Here is a 17,125-nt window from a genome sequence, read left to right on the forward strand (position 1 = left end):
GCTCCCCCCTGCGACGAGGTTTCCTCTCGCCGCTGACCCGGCGCGCATCTAGGCAGAGCTTGCCGGACTCCTCATCCTTCAAATGACGGAGGCATGACGGCCATGCTCAATTGTGCGCCATGGGCCGACGAAGCTCGCCGCCCGTCATCGCCAGCGGGACGCCTGTCGTCGAGGGCAAGCTGAGCGGTAGCCCCTTGACCGAACGGATCGCGAAATAGGCGAAGATCTGCGCTTCGAGCGCGTCGCCGTCCCAGCCTACAACCTCGACAGGGTCGACTGGCACGCCGAGCCGCTGGCCCAGCCGCGCCATGAAATGCCGGTTCAGCCGTCCGCCGCCGCCGACGAGCCAGCGCTTGGGCGCACGCGGCACATGGCGCAGCGCCGACACCAGGCTCTCGATGGTGAATGCGGCAAGCGTGGCCGCGCCATCGGCATCGGACAAGGCCTCGACGACCTGGGCGCGGCGGTGGAAATCGTTGCGATCGAGCGATTTCGGCGCTGGCCTGTCGAAATAAGGGTTGGCCATGAAGCCGGCGACGAGGTCGTCATGAACGCGCCCGCTCGCTGCCAGCGCACCGTCCGCATCATAGGGACGCCCAAGGCGGCGCAAGACGAAATCATCGAGAATCGCGCTCGCCGGGCCGGTATCGAAGGCGATGACGGTCTCGCCGTCGATATAGGTGACGTTGCCGACGCCGCCGAGGTTCAGCACCATCACCGGCTGCTCCAGCCGCTGCGCGAGGGCCCGGTGATAGAGCGGCGCAAAAGGCGCCCCCTCGCCACCGGCTGCGACATCGGCATGGCGGAAGCGGTCGACGGCGGGAATGCCGAGCGCATCGGCCACCGCCTGCCCGTCGATGAGCTGGCGCGTGAAGCGCCGTTCCGGCCGATGATAGATGGTCTGGCCATGCAGGCCGACGAGATCGATGCTCGCCCAGTCGAAGTTCTGGGCGGAAACGTAGCTGCGGATGGCTGAAAGGTGGTCGGCCGTCACTGCGGCTTCGAGCTCGATGAGCGGCTCGGCCGAGGCTCGCTCGGCATCGGCGATGACCGCCTGCAGCGCGCGACGCGTCTCATCGCGATAAGGATATGAGGCGCCTGCCCCGAAAGCGACGGCGTCGCGTCCGTCGCTCGTCACCAGCGACACGTCGATGGCGTCCATCGACGTGCCGCTGATCACGCCGATCGCGGTCAGCGACGCGCATGCGAGATCGCGTTCGGGCGGGCTCATTCGCCCGGCTGCGGACCTTCGTAACCGCCGATGATGATAAGATCGGACTTCCCGGCGGCGCTCAGGTGTTTCATCGCCTCCTGGTATTCCGGCGATGCGTAGCAGGCGCGCGCCGTCGCCTCGTCCTTGAACTCGATGACGACGTTGTGCTTGCGGCCCTCACCGCGGGCGAGCTTGTATTCGCCGCCACGGACGATGAACTTCGCGCCGTATTTGGCAAAGGCGACGGCGTTCAGCGAACGATAGCGGGCATAGGCCTCCTCGTTCTCGACATCGACGCGCGCGATCCAATAGCCCTTGGCGGCCATGGCTCAGACCCCCTCGACGGCGACGAGATCGATCTCGCCGGCGCCCTCACGCAGCTTGCGGGCCTCGGCATATTCCGGCGAGAAGAGATAGGCCTTGGCCGTCTCGAAATCCTTGAACTCGAGGACGATGTTGCGCGCGCGCCCCTCGCCCTCGCCGACCGTCATCTGCCCACCGCGCACGACCGGCACGCCGCCGAACTGCTTGATCACTTCGGTGGAACGAGCGGCGTAGGCCCCCCATTTGGTCGCGTCGGTGACCTTGGCGCGGCCGATGACATATCCCTTGGGCATGGTTCTATCCGTTCGCTGAATCGGTTCCGGGCAGGAGCTTACGAAGCCGCGACGATCTCGTCCATGACCGCGCCCGCCGCGGCGCGCGGGTCGGGCGCGCGGATGATGGGACGCCCGACGACGAGATGGTCGGCGCCGATACGGATCGCCTCGGCCGGGGTCAGCGTGCGCTTCTGGTCACCCGCCGCGCTGCCGGAGGGGCGGATGCCGGGTGTGACGATGACCATGTCGGGACCGATGACCTCGCGCACGATCTCCGTCTCTGCGGCCGAGCAGACGATGCCGTCGATGCCGGCCGTGCGGGCCTGCTCGGCGCGCAGGCGCACGAGATCGCGCACCGCCAGCCCGTAGCCGGCATCGCGCAGGTCGCCGTCGTCATAGGAGGTCAGCGCCGTGACCGCGAGCAGCTTGAGGGCCGCATCGCCACGGCCCTCGACGGCGCCACGCATGGTCTGCGGATAGGCGTGGACAGTGAGGAATGTGACGCCGAGCTTGGTCAGCGAGTCCACGCCCTCGGTCACGGTGTTGCCGATGTCGTGGAGCTTGAGATCGAGGAAGACCTTCTTGCCCTCGGTGACGAGCTGGCGTGCGAGATCGAGCCCGCCGGCGAAGGCGAGGCGATAGCCGATCTTGTAGAAGGTGACGTCGTCGCCGAGCGTCGAGACGAGGCGGTAGGCATCCCACACGGTGGGCACGTCGAGGGCGACGATCAGGCGGTCGCGGACATCGTTGATCTTCTGCATCATCCACCGGCTCCCTGCGTTTTGCGGGAAGGCGCACGATTCGAAGCCAGATGCAAGCGAGGCCACCCGGTCGCGGCCCCGCGCCGGAAGCCGCGCGGAGGATCAATTCCCTCCGCGCGGGAGCCCCAGTTGGAGGCTATCGATCACCAACGCTCGTAGCCGCGACGATAGCCATAACCGGGACGCGGGCCAGGACGGGGGCCATAGCCTGGGCCGTAGCCCGGATGAGGCCGCGGGCCGTAGCCGCGCCCGTATCCGGGCCTACCGCGGCCATGCTGCTGCTGGCGCATGGATTCCTGCATGATCATCAGCCTGCGCTCCTTGGCGGCGGTCATGCTGTACTCGACCGGCTGCCTATCGAGGCCGGTGGCAACGCTCGCGGGCAAATCCTGGGCGCTGGCCGCCACGGGCGAGGCAATCACGGCTCCGGCAATCGCGAAGGCACCGGCAATAGTCAAAAAATAGGTCGCATGCTTCATCTGGTATCCAATCCTCAGGCCGCGTTGCGGCGAACCGCACCAACGTAGTCCTAGCTGGATTGTTCCAACATTGTTGGCAACCCACCCATGTCACTCGCGCCTTGTGCGCTGCAACATAAATGCCCATATTCGTGAAGCCCAAGGCACCCTCCCTCACAAACTGAAAGGAGAGATCTGATGCTGGAACGGCACGATTCCGACTGCGCATGCGAGACACAAAGCGAGCATCGGGATGATCGCGAGGAACAGCGGGACGACAAGGAGTTCTCGCCTCGCAGCTATCAAGAAGGCTTCTGGAGCTAAGCTTCCATGACAAAAGCGGAGGGCTGAGCGGCCCTCCGCCGGTGTGCCGGAACCGAGATTTCCGACCCACTGCCGGTACTGGCGCCCTGCCTCTCCGTCAGATTATGTCCCTCCGTCGCCAATGACATCCCGGAGCCCGAGCTTCGCCGCATCGGGGTATGGCACCCGCGAGAAAGCGGATGCCCGCCATGCGCCGTAAACAACCCTACCATCCCATCAAAACGCCTTAAGGTGGGCTTAAGGTGACGCGCCCTACGAGGTGAGTCGCAACCAAGGGATTACCGTGCCTTGGTTGCAGTAAAAACAAGGCTGATACTGATCTACTTCTGGTCGATATCTAGCCGGCGCAATGCGAAGGTCAGTTATGAGCAGTCAATATATCCAGGGAATGGTCGATAATCTGAAAGAGGGCCGGCTGTCGCGGCGTTCCTTCATGCAGCGGATGGCTGCGCTGGGCATCGCCGCCCCGATCGCGAGCCAGATCCTGGCATGGAACGATGTGGCGATGGCGAATGCCACGCTCGAATACAAGCCGACCAAGGCCGGTGGCGGCGGCCCGCTGAAGATGCTGCTCTGGCAGGCCCCGACCCTGCTCAACCCGCATTTCGCCTCCGGCACCAAGGACCAGATCGCCTCGCGCGTCTTCTACGAGCCGCTCGCCGGCTGGGACAAGGAAGGCAACCTCACCCCGCAGCTCGCGGCGGAAGTGCCGACCCGCGCCAATGGCGGCCTCTCGGAGGACGGCACGACCGTCACCTGGAAGCTGAAGCCGGGCGTGAAGTGGCATGACGGCAAGCCGCTCACCGCCGACGACGTCGTCTTCACCTGGGAATATGCCGCCGACCCGGCGACCGCGGCCTACACCACCGGCGCCTACACCAACATCAAGGTCGAGAAGGTCGACGATCTCACCGTCAAGGTGATCTTCGCCAAGCCGACGCCGTTCTGGGCCGATCCTTTCGTCGGCGTCGCCGGCATGATCATCCCGAAGCATCATTTCGGCGACTATAAGGGCGCGAAGTCGCGTGAGGCACCGGCGAACCTGAAGCCGGTCGGCACCGGCCCCTACAAGTTCGCTGACTTCAAGCCGGGCGACATCCTGACCGGGACCATCAACACCGACTACCACGTCAAGAACCAGCCGCATTTCGACACGTTCGAGATCAAGGGCGGCGGTGACGCGGTCTCGGCGGCGCGCGCAGTGCTGCAGACCGGCGAATACGACTATGCCTGGGACACGCTGGTCGAGGACGAGGTCCTCAAGCGCATGGAGACCGGCGGACGCGGCAAGATCAGCGCAGCGGCTGCCGGCGACATCGAGTTCATCACCCTCAACACGACCGATCCGTGGACCGAGGTCGACGGCGAGCGCTCGAGCGTCAAGACCAAGCACCCGACCCTGTCGGACCCGGCCGTGCGCCAGGCGATCAATCTCCTGATCGACCGCGACTCGATCCAGAAGTTCATCTATGGCCGCGCCGGCAGCGCGACGGCGAGCTTCGTCAACGAGCCCAAGCAGTTCAAGTCGCAGAAGCTGAAATACGAGTTCAACATCGAGAAGGCCAACAAGATCCTCGACGAGGCCGGCTGGAAGAAGGGCTCGGACGGCATCCGCGAAAAGGACGGCAAGAAGCTCAAATACGTCTACCAGACTTCGATCAACGCCCCGCGCCAAAAGGTCCAGGCCATCATCAAGCAGGCCTGCCAGCGCGCCGGCATCGACCTCGAGCTCAAGTCGGTCACGGCGTCGGTGTTCTTCTCGTCGGACGTTGCCAACCCCGACACCTACACCAAGCTCTATGTCGACATGGAGATGTATACGACGACGCAGCCGCAGCCTGATCCGGAGCGCTTCCTCAACCAGTTCGTTTCCTGGGAAGTCGCCAACAAGGAGAACAAGTGGCTGGGCCGCAACGTCTCGCGCTATACCGATCCGGCTGCCGACGAGGCCTACAAGGCCGCGCAGAAGGAGCTCGATCCGGCCAAGCGCGCCGCGCTGCTGATCAAGGTCAACGAGATCTTCTGCGAGGCCAACGTCATCCTGCCGATCCTGTCGCGCAAGAAGGTCGTCGCCGCGGCGAACAACCTCTCCCACGACCATTCCGGCTGGGACGTCGATACCTGGAACCTCGCGGCCTGGTATCGCAGCTAAGAGCTCAGCAGCCGCTCGCGGAGAGATAGTCTCCGTGAAGGCCTGCCGATAAATCGATGCCCCGCCGGCGCATGCCGGCGGGGCTTTCTATTGGGTGGCAGGAGTCGAGACGCCCGATGCGGTGAATGCCCTAAAAAATAGAAGGCCGACGTCACAAGCCGGGGCTTTGGTCGATGAGGGCGAGACGTTTCACGATGGTTGCGGGAGAAAGGATAGCGCCGGGGGCAATCACAGCATTCGCTCCAACACGGGTCTTATCGCCAACGAGCGCTCCGAACTTAAGAGTGCCGGTCTCAATCACCTTGTCCTGATACAAAAAGCGGATGTTGGATGGGTCAAACTCATTGCGGTAGTTGGCGACGATTGAGCCCGCTTCCAAATTGACGGCCTGCCCGAGGACACTGTCCCCAACGAAGTTGAAATGAGCGAGTTTCGAGCCTCTGAACATAATGGTCGACTTTAATTCGGCTCCAGGACCGATTACGCAGTCTTGATCAATCCAGCAGCCGCCGCGGAGCAAACTTCCGGCAGCAACAAAGCACTTAGGTCCAATGATCAACGGACCTTTCAATAGCGCTCCACTCTCCACGACCGCAGTCTTATGCACGGCAACCTGCCCGTCACGAACATAGTTCGTATCGAGTCCGTCCAGCAGTCCTCGAACAATTTCCTCCGACCTGCGGGTGATGCCCCATGCTTCCTCGCTGGAAAACGAGGCGAAGGGAGAGCTTCGCCATAGGGCAATATGCGCGTCGAGAATGTTCACCGCCGTCTCTCCGTCCCTGGCACGACCGTTCAGGAGGCTTAGCACAGGTATCTGCGATGGCTCGTGAGCTGAGTCCCGCCGGGTCTCTGGCTTCTCTCCGAAGTCGGCGCGTTGGCCCCTCCATGGTTGGGTCCGACGATGGTGGATCAAACATTTCGCGAAGCGACCATCGGCCCTTTTTCTTTCTTGCGGACCGCGATCCGGCTCCTAAATCTGTTGGCATGGAGGACTTGGGGGGAGCAGGAGCGTGCCATTCTCATCGCTGAACGACCCTGTCGACCTCGCTCGGGCGCAGGCAGCGCTGGAAGCTGCGTGGCAGGACGTCAAACCGGCGGATGTCGACGTGTTTGACGAGCGAGAGCGGACAAGACTGGCGTATATCGTCGCGGCCCTCGTGGCGGTCGCGGAAGACGAGGACGATTTGAAACGGCGGGCGGTCGAGCGATATCGCCAATCGGCCTGATCATCACCGCCACCCTTGCCCGGCCGTCGTCGGGAGCGGCTGCGCTATGCGCGCTGGAAAGTGCAGGGATACCGCACCCACAAGAGCGACCAGCCCGATGACCGCGAGCCAAAGCCAAAAATCCAGCGGCGGTTTCTTGCGAGCAGGCATGTCCTAGGAAGCCCGGACCGCGCCGGTTGTTCCTTATCGAACGACTGCGTCGTTGGGGAGGAATTGCCCGTCCCTCGCCCATGCGCCGATCGGAGGCCACACTTCAGGCCGATCGAGGCTCGAATCCCGAGCAGCCCGTCACTCGACCGGCGTGCATTCCATCCGCACACGCTCCCCGGGCTGGCTCGCGGTCTGACAGCTCACTCTGGCGGGCAGCAGCGGGGATCCCGATTGTGCAGGCGTTGTCACCGGCGTCACAGCAGCGGCCGGGATGATGGCGGGGGCCGGCGCCGGGGTCACAGGCCGGGTTCGCGATGAGGCCAGTTGCGGCGTGCGGTGGACCACGGGCTTGGACTGCTGCGGCCCGATTGCCGGCCGCAGCGGAGGCGCTGGCGGCTCCTCTATCGGCTCGATGACCGGAGGCGGATTCTGCGCCGCAACAACCACCGGCGGGGGCTGCTCGGGAGACGCGCGCCAGGGCGTCCACGAACTCAGCCGCGTGAAGGCTTCCATAGTCGGCCGAGTGATCGTCTCGGCGGTCGGCATCGACTGCATGCAGCCGGAAAGCGCAAAGCCGAAAAAGCATACGGCTGCGCGGTTCGGAATCGACAGCATCTTCGCCGCTCCTGCTGTGGATTGATCGCGAGCGGGCCGATGGTGCCCGCTCTGCCCCGGACGAGTCAACCTTTGGCCGCATTCGCAGAGAGCAGAACCTTCGCAGGCGTGGCCCGATCGCAATTCGAGCGCGACAGACCCATGACACGTCAACGCACATCAGCTTTGCCGGAAAATGGATTCCGGCGGCTGCGCCGATGTTCTACGGCTCGCGCTCAATTCTTCGGAGACGACCGACGATGTCTGTGGCCGCGCTGATCGGCTTCCTCCTACTGACAGGCGTCGCCGCCTATGCCCAGACGCTGACCGGCTTCGCCTTCGGCCTGATCACCATGGGGGGCGTCGGGCTGTCCGGGCTGATCTCGTTGCCCGATGCGGCGATGCTCGTCAGCCTGCTGACCCTGGTCAACGCGACGCAGATGCTGCTGAAGGGCTGGCGCGACGTTGCCTGGCGCGAATTCCGGCTGGTGATGGCGGCGAGCCTGCCGGCGCTGTTCATCGGCTATTGGCTGCTGGAATGGCTCGCCGACAGCCAGGCCGACCTGCTGCGGCTGGCGCTCGGCTTCGTCATCATCGTCTCCAGCCTGCAGCTCGCGCGCAAGCCGCAGCCTCGCGCGCAGCGTTCCGGCGCGCCGAGCTTCCTCTTCTTCGGCAGCGTCGCCGGGCTGATGGGCGGGATGTTCTCCACCTCCGGGCCGCCACTGGTCTACCATTTCTACCGGCAGCCGATGACGCTGGTGACGATCCGGGAAACGCTGGTGACGGTCTTCGCGCTCAATGCGCTCTGCCGCACCGGGCTGGTGGCCGCATCAGGCCAAATTCCGTCCGCATCGGTGCTTTCGGGGCTGCTGGCGGTACCCGTCGTCATGGCGGCGACGCATCTCGCTCGGCGACGCCCGCCGGCCATCTCCCCGATGGCGCTGCGGCGGATCGTCTTCGTCCTGCTGTTCCTGTCGGGCGTCGCGCTCGCGGCGCCCGCCGTAATCCATCTGATCAGCGCCTGACCGCGCGCGCCGAGATCGCCCGCGCTCAGAACTGCGGCATCTCCGGCTGCTGATGGGCTGCCAGAACCTGCTGGAAGGCCTGGGACCAGACCTCCGGCGGCTGCGCGCCCGAGATCGCGAGCTTGCCGTCGACGATGAAGAACGGCACGCCGTTGACGCCGACCTTGCGGGCATGATCCTCCAGCCCGATCACGGTCTCGCGCAGCTCGTCATTGGCGAGTTCGTCGCGGGCGGCCTGTTCGTCGAAACCCTGCTCGACTGCGATCTGGACCAGCGTCTCGGTGTCGCCGATGTCGCGCCCGTCCTGCCAATAGGCCTTGAAGAGAGCCGTCGTCATGTCGCCGCCGCGCTGCACCGTCGAGGCGGCCGCGATCAGCATATGCGCCATGCGCGTGTTGACGCTCTTTGTCACCTTCGCCCAGTTGAAGGTGACGCCGCTCTCCAGCGCCGCTTCCGACAGCTTCAGCTCGATTTCCTTGCGCTTGCCTGCACCGAACTTGGCCTCGAGATACTGCGTGCGGTCCATGCCCTCCTCGGGCATGTCCGGGTTGAGCTCATAGGGCAGCCAGGTGATGGCGAAGCGCTCATTGAGACCGTAGCGCTCCAGAGCCGTCTCCAGCCGCGTCTTGCCGATGAAGCACCACGGACAGGCAATGTCCGAAACGATCACGAGCGGCAGCTTGTCCTGCATGTCGATGTCCTTCGTATCAGGCGGGATAGAGATGCTGCCCGCCATGCCGGTCTTCGGCGATCGCTTCCGCGCCCGGCGTCTCGCAACCGGAGAGGAAGGAGGGGCCGATCGGAATCTTGCCGGCGCCGCCGGGAATGTCGAGGATATAGGTCGGCTGGCACAGCCCCGAAAGGTGTCCGCGCAGGCTTTTGACCAGCGCCTGCCCCTCTTCCAGCGTCAGGCGGAAATGCGAGGTACCGGGCGCGAGATCGGGATGGTGCAGATAATAGGGCTTGATGCGGTTCTCGACGAAGGCCCGCATCAGGGCACTGAGGGTCCCGACATCGGCATTGACGCCCTTGAGCAGCACGGACTGGCTGAGCAGCACATGGCCGGCATCGGCGAGCGTCGCGATCGCCGCGCGTGCGTCGTCGGTGAACTCGCGCGGATGGTTGGCATGGATGGCGATATAGCTCGCCTTGCCGGGAATGCGCAGCGCCCGGGCATAGTCCGGCGTGATCCGGCCGGGATCGACCACCGGGACACGGGTGTGCCAGCGCGCGACCTTGATATGCGAGATCGCGGCGAGGCGCCGGGCCACCTCGCGGACGCGGCGGGCGGAGAGGATGAAGGGGTCGCCTCCCGTCATGATCACCTCCCAGATCTCGGGACGGGAGGCGAGATAGGCGAGCGCGGCGTCGAGCTTCTGGCCAGTCAGCGCATCGCCGCCGGGGCCGACCATCTCGCGGCGGAAGCAGAAGCGGCAATAGACCGGGCAGGCATGGACGAGCTTGAGCAAGGCGCGGTCGGGATAGCGATGGACCACACCCTCGACCGGAGAATGGGTGTCGTCGCCGATCGGATCGGCCAGTTCCTGCGGGAGCGTCACCAGCTCGGCGGCATCGGGGACGAACTGGCGCGCGATCGGATCGGCCGGATCGGCGGGATCGATCAGCCCGGCGACGGCTGATGTCACCGAGACGGCATAGCGCTCCGCCACCTTCTGCAGCGCCTCGCGGCGCGCGGGCGCGGCAAGCCCCGCTTCGACGAGCGCGTCGATGCTGCGCAGCGGCTGGCCGCCGGGGGGCTGGTGAACGGTCATGCCCTTCCCCTGCCCGCTTCCGCGACCGGCGTCCAGAGCACATCCTCGATCCGGCGCGCGCCCACGCAGAGCATCACGAGGCGGTCGAAGCCGAGCGCGATGCCGGACGCCGCCGGCATGCTCGCCAGCGCCTCCAGGAAATCGCCGTCGATCGGATAGCGCTCGCCATAGATGCGCTCCTTCTCGTCCATGTCGGCCTCGAAACGGCGGCGCTGCTCGGCCGGGTCGGTGAGTTCGCCGAAGGCGTTGGCGAGTTCGACGCCGCAGGCATAGAGCTCGAAGCGCTCGGCCACGCGCGGATCGCCAGGCTTGGGCCGGGCGAGCGCGGCCTCGCTGATCGGGTATTCGCAGAGGATCGTGGCACGGCCGCGGCCGAGATGCGGCTCGATGCGCTCGGAGAGCACGCGGCTGAAAATATCCGACCAGGTGTCATCTGGAGCGACCCGGATGCCGGCCTCGATCGCATCGGCGGCAAGCCCGCCGCGATCGACATCGTGATCGGCAGTGACCGTGCGCAGCAGGTCGATCCCGGCATGGCGCTTGAACGCCTCCTGCAATGTCACGCGCTCGGGCTCCGCGAAGGGGTCGGCTTCGACATCGCGCCAGCGCAGCATGGTGGCGCCGGCGGCACGGGCAGCCTCAGCCATCAGCGCCGCGCAATCCTGCATCAGCACCTGATAGTCCTCGCCGGCGCGATACCATTCGAGCATGGTGAATTCGGGGTGGTGCAGCGCCGTACGCTCGCGGTTGCGGAAGACGCGGGCGAAATCGAAGATGCGGGTCTCACCGGCCGCCAGCAGCTTCTTGGCCGCGAATTCCGGCGACGTGTGCAAGTAATAGGGGTGCGGAACGGCGGCGTTGTCGATCAGCGTCGTGGCAAAGCCGTGCAGATGCGTCTCATTGCCGGGTGAGAGCTGCAGGATCGCCGCCTCGACCTCGGTGAAGTCATCAGCCTCGAACCAGCGCCGCAACGCCGCCTTGATTCGCCCGCGGGCGAGAAGCGCCGGGCGGCGGTCGGCATGGACATCGGGCCGCCAGAACGGCGTCGGGGAGGAGCTCATCGAATCTCGCACCGGATACGTCGGAAAGCTTTCGTTTCGCGCGCGAATGCGGTAGTTGCGCGGCAATCGAATTCGCATAGCGCGCGGGCGCGCCGCGCACCAGTAAGGACATTCACGTGGTCAAGGTCATCGCTTCCTCCGTCCGCAAGGGCAACGTCCTCGAGCTCGACGGGCATCTCTGCACCGTCATCTCGGCCGAGAGCTTCTTCCCCGGCAAGGGCACGCCGACGACGCAGATCGACATGCGCCGCATCGCCGACGGCGTGAAGATGACGCAGCGCTACAAGACGACCGAGCAGGTCGAGCGCGCCTATGTCGAGGACCGCGACTTCACCTATCTCTATCAGGACGGCGAGCAGTACGTCTTCATGAACCCGGAGACCTTCGACCAGATCCATGTCGACAAGGACGTCGTCGGCGACTCCGCCCCCTATCTTCAGGAAAACATGAAGGTCTCGCTCTCGGTGTTCGAGGACAAGGCCGTGGCGATCGAGCTGCCGCAGCGCGTCACGCTCGAGGTCGCCGAGACCGAGCCGGTGACGAAGGGCCAGACCGCCTCTTCGTCCTACAAGCCGGCGATCCTGTCGAACGGCGTGCGCAGCGCCGTGCCGCCGCATGTCGGCGTCGGCACCCGCATCGTCGTCATGACGGCCGACGGCTCCTATGTCGAGCGCGCGAAAGATTGATCTGCCGAGGCACGCGCCGCGGAGCAATCTCCTCTATAGCTAACGCAGCGGGCCCTTTCCGGGCCCGTTGTCGTTTCGAGGTTTCTTCTCATGCCGCTCACAGTCCAGGCCGCCGCCCTTTCCGGCTTCGTACAGACGCTCAAGGCGCTCGACGCCATTCTCGACAAGGCCCTGGAGCAGGCCGAGACCCGCAAGATCCAACCGGAAGTGCTCCTGACGGCGCGTCTCGCGCCCGACATGCTGGCCTTCACCCGCCAGATCCAGCTCTGCTGCGACTTCGCCAAGAATGCGGTGGCGCGGCTTTCCGGCGGCGAGAACCCGCGCTTCCCCGACGAGGAGAAGAGCTTCCCCGAGTTGAAGGAGCGCATCGCCAAGACGCTCGCCTTCGTCGCTGCCGCCGATGGCGCGGCCCTCGACGCCGGGCTTTCCCGCGAGGTTACCTTCCCGCGCGGCCCCTCGGCGACGATGACAATGACGGGCGAGGCCTATCTCACCCGCTTCGCCATCCCGAACTTCTATTTCCACGCCACGACGGCTTACGACATCCTGCGCGAGAACGGCTTCCAGATCGGCAAGCAGGACTTCCTGCGCGGCGTCTTCGACGCCTGAGGGAGAACGGGCCGGGGCATGGCCGCGGCGCCTGCGATCACGATCGAACGCGCCTCTCCCCGGGATGCCGGGGAGATCGCGTCGCTTTATCTGGCCTCACGCACCGAAGCGCTGCCTTATCTGCGCCGCTGCCACAGCGACGACGAGGTGCGGGGCTGGATCGAGTCCGTCAGGCTCGCCCGCGGAGAGACCTGGGTCGCACGCGAGGCCGGGCGCATCCTCGGCTTCATGTCGCTCGACGGCGAGGAACTCGACCAGCTCGATCTGCTGCCCGGGCATTTCAGGCGCGGCATCGGCTCGCTGCTGCTCGCCAGAGCCAGGGCGCGCAGCCCCGCCCGCCTCAGCCTGTTCACCTTCCAGCGGAACACGGCAGCTCGGGCCTTCTATGAGCGCCACGACTTCCGTCTCGTCGACCTCAATGACGGCACGCGCAACGAGGAAGGGGAGCCGGACGCGCTTTACGAATGGCGCAAATCTGTTTCCACCGAGGGCTTGCAATCGGCGACCACGCATCCCATTTCAGGGTCACGATGATGTATCGAGGGCGTTCCACCGCCTTCCATCATCGTTGAAGACGGCCATGAGCCGAACGTGTGACGCCGGATGTACGCGCGCCCGTTATGGACATGGCCGTTGGCTTTTCGAATGCCCGTAACGCCTTGGCGTTGCGGGCATTTTCTTTGCGCCCGGCCAACGGAAGCGCAATCAATGTTCATTGTATGTTCATATCAAAAGGCGCAGATTGAGCGGAAGGCGAGGCTCATGTGATGGGAGGTTCGTCATGATCTCAACCTTCAGCAGCAATAAGATGGTTGCCACGGCTTTCGCCGCGGCAGCGATCTCGATGGGCGTCATCGCATGGTCGGCCCCCGCCGAGGCACGCTTCGGGGGTGGCGGCTTCGGTGGCGGCGGCATGGCGTTCCATGGCGGCGGTGGCTTCCATGGCGGCGGCATGGCCTTCCGCGGCGGCGGCGTCCCGATGGGCGGCTTCCGGGGCGGCGGATTCGCACGTCCCGGTTTCGCCCGCCCGGCATTCGTTGGGCCCGGCTTCGTCCGGCCAGGCTTTGCCAACCGGGCGGTGTTCTTCCACGACCGGCGGTTCCACAATAACCGCTTCTTCTTCGGTCCGGCTTTCGCGCTGGGCGTAGGCGCGCCCTATTATTACAACAGCTATTACGGCGATGACTGCTACTATGTGTGGCGGCGCAGTTTCGACCCGTGGGGCTATGTCGTCTCCCGCCGTGTGCTGGTCTGCCAGTGACGTGTCGCGTCACGGAGCCTGACAGCTTCAGCAGCGACCGGCTGCGCCGCCATGAGGATGGCGCCGCGCGGTTCCAGGGCAGCGCGCAGCATGGCCAGGCCACACCAGTCCGTTGCACCGGCAAAGGCCAGCATCGCCCCCGTGATCCCGGCAATGGCAAAAGCCACGGTCAAACCGGCAAAGCCGGCGAGGACCAGAAGCGCGACCATGGCTCCGACGATCAGCTGAACCTGCCGAAAGATCGACAGGCGCGGGCCGGCGTTGCCGACGACCGGCGAGCCAGCGGCCCGCAGGGCAACGATGCCGCCGTCGAGGCTGACGCTCTCCGCCCGTTGGGCGGCAAGCGCACAGGCCCGGGCGCTTCGCATGCCGCTCGTCCTGAGGAGCCGTTCCAGCAGGGGCGGCTCCTCGAAGGATGAGGGCTCACATTCCCAGACTTACGCTAACCCAGCAGGAACGGATTGTTCCGCCGTTCCTCGCCCAGCGTGCTGGCCGGGCCATGGCCGGGCAGGAACTGGACGTCGTCGCCGAGCGGCAGCAGCTTCGTCTTGATCCCCGAGATCAGCGTCTCGTGATCGCCATAGGGGAAATCGGTCCGCCCCACGGAACCGGCGAATATGGTATCGCCCGCCAGCAGGAAGCGTAGATCCTTCTGGAAGAAGGTGACATGGCCGGGCGTGTGGCCGGGGACGTGCTGAACCGAGAAGGTCAGGCCTCCCAGCGAGACTTCGTCCCCTTCCTTCAGCCAGCGCGTAGGCTTCACCGCCTTCATGTCGAGGATGTCGAAGCGCAGGCCCTGCTCCGGCAAGCCGTCGAGCAGGAACTTGTCGCCTTCATGCGGTCCGATGATCGGCAGCGAGAGCGCCTCGGCGAGCTCGGTGGCGCCGCCGGCATGGTCGAGATGGCCGTGCGTCAGCCAGATCGCGACCGGGGTGACGCCGAGTTCCTTCAGGGCTTCCTGCAAACGGGGCGCGTCGCCGCCGGGATCGACGATGGCCGCCTGCTTCGTCTCGGGATCCCAGAGGATCGAGCAGTTCTGCTGGAACGGCGTCACCGGCACGACGGCGATCTGGAGCGGCGCTTCGGGCTGGTCGGTCATGCCATTGCCTTTGGTTCGAGCAATATGAAAGAGCCTCACCGCCCGCCGCAGCGATTGGCAATGAGCGCGCGGTAGTTCGTCAGCTCGGAATCCATCTCCGCGACATTGCGTTCGCGCTCCGCACCGCTCTGGCAGGCGGCGAAGACCGAGCGCGCCTTCTGCAGGTAGCCGACATGCTCGCGAAAGGTACGGCACTGAGTCGCCTGATCGGCGCTAGCCGCGGCCGAGAGCCGGGTTTGCTGCAAGCGGAAGCCGGCCTCGTTCTGGAAGAGGTCGCGCGAGCAGGTCGCCGGGCGCGGCTGCTGGCCGAGCGCGGGGCCGGCCAGCAACAGCGTCGTCGCAACGGTCAGTGCGAGCCTCATCCGAGGTTCAGCTCCTTGAAGAAGTCGTTGCCCTTGTCGTCGATGACGATGAAGGCCGGGAAATCCTCGACCTCGATGCGCCAGACCGCTTCCATGCCGAGTTCCGGATATTCCAGGACTTCGACCTTGCGAATGCAATCCTGCGCGAGGCGTGCGGCCGGCCCGCCGATCGAGCCGAGATAGAAGCCGCCATGGGCTTTGCATGCCTCCCGAACCGCTGCAGACCTGTTGCCCTTGGCCAGCATCACCATGGAGCCGCCGAAGGACTGGAACTGGTCGACGAAGGAATCCATGCGGCCGGCCGTGGTCGGGCCGAAGGAGCCGGAGGCGAAGCCTTCGGGCGTCTTGGCCGGGCCGGCGTAATAGACCGGATGGTTCTTGAAATAATCCGGCATGCCCTCGCCGCGCTCAAGCCGCTCACGGATCTTGGCATGGGCAAGGTCGCGGGCGACGACAATGGTGCCGGTCAGCGACAGGCGCGTCTTGACGGGATGCTTCGACAGCGTCGCCAGGATCTGGCTCATCGGCTGGTTGAGATCGATCTTGACGACATCGCCGCCGAGCTTCGCCTCGTCGACATCCGGCAGATACTTCGATGGATCGGCTTCCAGCGCCTCGAGGAAGATCCCGTCCTTGGTGATCTTGCCTTTGGCTTGACGGTCGGCCGAGCAGGAGACGCCGAGCCCGATCGGCAGCGAGGCGCCGTGACGCGGCAGGCGGATGATGCGAACGTCGTGGCAGAAATACTTGCCGCCGAACTGCGCGCCGACGCCGAGCGCCTGCGTCATCTTGTGGACCTCCTCCTCCATCTCGATATCGCGGAAGGCGTGGCCCGAGGGCGAGCCCTCCGTCGGCAGCGCGTCGAGATAGCGGGTCGAGGCCAGCTTCACCGTCTTCAGGTTCTGCTCGGCCGAGGTGCCGCCGATGACGATGGCAAGGTGGTAGGGCGGGCAGGCCGCGGTGCCGAGCGTCAGGATCTTCTCTTTCAGGAACGCCATCATGCGGTCCTTGGTGAGAAGCGACGGCGTCGCCTGATAGAGGAAGGTCTTGTTGGCCGAGCCGCCGCCCTTGCAGACGAAGAGGAACTTATAGGCGTCCTCACCCTCGGCGTAGATGTCGATCTGCGCCGGCAGGTTGGTGGCGGTGTTCTTCTCCTCGAACATCGAGAGCGGCGCGAGCTGGGAATAGCGCAGGTTGCGCTTGAGATAGGCGTCATGGACGCCCTCGCCCAGAGCCGACTCGTCGTCGCCGTCAGTCCAGACCTTGCGGCCCTTCTTGCCCATGATGATGGCGGTGCCGGTGTCCTGGCACATCGGCAGCACGCCGCCGGCGGCGATATTGGCGTTCTTCAGCAGGTCATAGGCGACGAATTTATCGTTCGAGGTCGCCTCGGGGTCATCGAGGATCTTGGCGAGCTGTGCGAGATGGCCCGGGCGCAGCAGATGATTGATGTCGATGAAGGCCTGTTCGGAGAGCTTGCGAATCGCCTCGCGGGAGACGCTCAGGACCTCGCGATCCCCGATCTTCTCGACGCTAACGCCTTCGCTTCCGAGCTTGCGATAAGGCGTCTTGTCCTCACCGAGGGGGAAGAGATCGACATGCGTATAGGCCATGATCAGCGGCTCCGAAGCGATGAAGCGCTGCGCTCTCGATTTGGGACAGAGACTGCTCCACCGACAGGCTCGCTGTGGATCAGAACGGTCTCCAGCCGGACGCGCGGCGCCGTATGGCCGGCGTCATAGCCCGTCGACCGGCGTCGTCCAAGCAGTC

Annotated in this window: 21 protein-coding genes; 7 read left to right on the forward strand and 14 right to left on the reverse strand. The window is 65.3% G+C overall.

Translation table 11 applies throughout. From position 1 onward, the window contains the following. Positions 1–106: 106 nt before the first annotated feature. From AC1DDA_RS23580 to AC1DDA_RS23600, 5 genes are all read right to left on the reverse strand, one after another. The gene (locus AC1DDA_RS23580) at positions 107–1,231 is read right to left on the reverse strand and encodes an anhydro-N-acetylmuramic acid kinase (RefSeq protein WP_476797612.1); all 1,125 of its coding nucleotides are present in this window, start codon (positions 1,229–1,231) and stop codon (positions 107–109) included. Next, positions 1,228–1,539, reverse strand: a complete 312-nt coding sequence (locus tag AC1DDA_RS23585; RefSeq protein ID WP_476797613.1) for a DUF1330 domain-containing protein — start codon at positions 1,537–1,539, stop codon at positions 1,228–1,230. The genes AC1DDA_RS23580 and AC1DDA_RS23585 overlap by 4 nt, the downstream gene beginning before the upstream one ends. Before the next feature lie 3 nt (positions 1,540–1,542). Further along, a complete protein-coding gene (locus AC1DDA_RS23590) occupies positions 1,543–1,830 on the reverse strand; it encodes a DUF1330 domain-containing protein (protein ID WP_441513643.1) in 288 nt (95 codons plus the stop codon). 38 nt (positions 1,831–1,868) lie between these two features. Next, complete coding sequence (gene pyrF / locus AC1DDA_RS23595; protein WP_476797614.1) at positions 1,869–2,576, reverse strand: orotidine-5'-phosphate decarboxylase; 708 nt, start codon at positions 2,574–2,576, stop codon at positions 1,869–1,871. Positions 2,577–2,716: 140 nt separating this feature from the next. Continuing rightward, complete coding sequence (locus AC1DDA_RS23600; RefSeq protein ID WP_476797615.1) at positions 2,717–3,052, reverse strand: hypothetical protein; 336 nt, start codon at positions 3,050–3,052, stop codon at positions 2,717–2,719. Positions 3,053–3,719: 667 nt separating this feature from the next. On the opposite strand from AC1DDA_RS23600, the gene AC1DDA_RS23605 reads away from it, so the two are divergent. Then, complete coding sequence (locus AC1DDA_RS23605) at positions 3,720–5,507, forward strand: peptide ABC transporter substrate-binding protein (RefSeq protein ID WP_476797616.1); 1,788 nt, start codon at positions 3,720–3,722, stop codon at positions 5,505–5,507. 151 nt (positions 5,508–5,658) lie between these two features. On the opposite strand, the gene AC1DDA_RS23610 is transcribed toward AC1DDA_RS23605, so the two are convergent. Then, positions 5,659–6,273, reverse strand: a complete 615-nt coding sequence (locus tag AC1DDA_RS23610; protein ID WP_476797617.1) for an LbetaH domain-containing protein — start codon at positions 6,271–6,273, stop codon at positions 5,659–5,661. A 247-nt stretch (positions 6,274–6,520) separates the two neighbouring features. Here AC1DDA_RS23610 and AC1DDA_RS23615 point away from each other — a divergent pair, with 247 nt between their 5' ends. Beyond that, positions 6,521–6,736 carry a hypothetical protein gene (locus AC1DDA_RS23615; RefSeq protein WP_476797618.1) on the forward strand — a complete coding sequence of 72 codons (216 nt, stop codon included), beginning with the start codon at positions 6,521–6,523 and terminating at the stop codon, positions 6,734–6,736. 288 nt (positions 6,737–7,024) lie between these two features. Here AC1DDA_RS23615 and AC1DDA_RS23620 read toward each other — a convergent pair whose 3' ends face one another. Then, positions 7,025–7,501 carry a hypothetical protein gene (locus tag AC1DDA_RS23620; protein ID WP_476797619.1) on the reverse strand — a complete coding sequence of 159 codons (477 nt, stop codon included), beginning with the start codon at positions 7,499–7,501 and terminating at the stop codon, positions 7,025–7,027. 239 nt (positions 7,502–7,740) lie between these two features. Between AC1DDA_RS23620 and AC1DDA_RS23625 the strand changes: the two genes are divergently transcribed. Beyond that, positions 7,741–8,505, forward strand: a complete 765-nt coding sequence (locus AC1DDA_RS23625) for a TSUP family transporter (protein ID WP_476797620.1) — start codon at positions 7,741–7,743, stop codon at positions 8,503–8,505. A gap of 25 nt (positions 8,506–8,530) precedes the next feature. Here the strand turns inward: AC1DDA_RS23625 and AC1DDA_RS23630 are convergent, their stop codons facing one another. Genes AC1DDA_RS23630 through epmA form a run of 3 tightly spaced genes read right to left on the reverse strand, consistent with a single transcriptional unit; the run spans position 8,531 to position 11,338 of the window. Next, entirely contained in the window at positions 8,531–9,241 is a 711-nt protein-coding gene (locus AC1DDA_RS23630; protein WP_476797621.1) for a DsbA family oxidoreductase, read from the reverse strand. After that, positions 9,213–10,277 carry a lysine-2,3-aminomutase-like protein gene (locus AC1DDA_RS23635; protein ID WP_476797622.1) on the reverse strand — a complete coding sequence of 355 codons (1,065 nt, stop codon included), beginning with the start codon at positions 10,275–10,277 and terminating at the stop codon, positions 9,213–9,215. Before AC1DDA_RS23635 ends, AC1DDA_RS23630 begins: the two co-directional genes overlap by 29 nt. Beyond that, positions 10,274–11,338: an EF-P lysine aminoacylase EpmA gene (gene epmA / locus AC1DDA_RS23640; protein WP_476797623.1), complete on the reverse strand. Its 1,065-nt coding sequence runs from the start codon at positions 11,336–11,338 to the stop codon at positions 10,274–10,276. The genes AC1DDA_RS23635 and epmA overlap by 4 nt, the downstream gene beginning before the upstream one ends. 116 nt (positions 11,339–11,454) lie before the next feature. On the opposite strand from epmA, the gene efp reads away from it, so the two are divergent. The 4 genes from efp to AC1DDA_RS23660 all read left to right on the forward strand — a co-directional run bounded on the left by efp (position 11,455) and on the right by AC1DDA_RS23660 (position 13,894). Further along, positions 11,455–12,024 carry an elongation factor P gene (gene efp / locus AC1DDA_RS23645; RefSeq protein WP_441513632.1) on the forward strand — a complete coding sequence of 190 codons (570 nt, stop codon included), beginning with the start codon at positions 11,455–11,457 and terminating at the stop codon, positions 12,022–12,024. Positions 12,025–12,114: 90 nt separating this feature from the next. Further along, complete coding sequence (locus AC1DDA_RS23650; protein ID WP_476797624.1) at positions 12,115–12,633, forward strand: DUF1993 domain-containing protein; 519 nt, start codon at positions 12,115–12,117, stop codon at positions 12,631–12,633. Positions 12,634–12,651: 18 nt separating this feature from the next. Beyond that, positions 12,652–13,167 carry an N-acetyltransferase family protein gene (locus tag AC1DDA_RS23655; RefSeq protein ID WP_476797625.1) on the forward strand — a complete coding sequence of 172 codons (516 nt, stop codon included), beginning with the start codon at positions 12,652–12,654 and terminating at the stop codon, positions 13,165–13,167. A gap of 247 nt (positions 13,168–13,414) precedes the next feature. Then, positions 13,415–13,894, forward strand: coding sequence for a hypothetical protein (locus AC1DDA_RS23660; RefSeq protein ID WP_476797626.1), 480 nt, complete (start codon positions 13,415–13,417; stop codon positions 13,892–13,894). Here AC1DDA_RS23660 and AC1DDA_RS23665 read toward each other — a convergent pair. The 4 genes from AC1DDA_RS23665 to AC1DDA_RS23680 all read right to left on the reverse strand — a co-directional run bounded on the left by AC1DDA_RS23665 (position 13,858) and on the right by AC1DDA_RS23680 (position 16,968). Continuing rightward, positions 13,858–14,262, reverse strand: a complete 405-nt coding sequence (locus AC1DDA_RS23665; protein WP_476797627.1) for a YgaP family membrane protein — start codon at positions 14,260–14,262, stop codon at positions 13,858–13,860. The genes AC1DDA_RS23660 and AC1DDA_RS23665 overlap by 37 nt on opposite strands. A 74-nt stretch (positions 14,263–14,336) precedes the next feature. Then, positions 14,337–14,993: an MBL fold metallo-hydrolase gene (locus AC1DDA_RS23670; protein WP_476797628.1), complete on the reverse strand. Its 657-nt coding sequence runs from the start codon at positions 14,991–14,993 to the stop codon at positions 14,337–14,339. 35 nt (positions 14,994–15,028) lie between these two features. Beyond that, positions 15,029–15,355: a hypothetical protein gene (locus AC1DDA_RS23675; RefSeq protein ID WP_476797629.1), complete on the reverse strand. Its 327-nt coding sequence runs from the start codon at positions 15,353–15,355 to the stop codon at positions 15,029–15,031. Continuing rightward, positions 15,352–16,968 carry a fumarate hydratase gene (locus tag AC1DDA_RS23680; RefSeq protein ID WP_476797630.1) on the reverse strand — a complete coding sequence of 539 codons (1,617 nt, stop codon included), beginning with the start codon at positions 16,966–16,968 and terminating at the stop codon, positions 15,352–15,354. The genes AC1DDA_RS23675 and AC1DDA_RS23680 overlap by 4 nt, the downstream gene beginning before the upstream one ends. Positions 16,969–17,125: the final 157 nt, after the last annotated feature.

The organism is Allobosea sp. 10N428 (assembly GCF_056394545.1).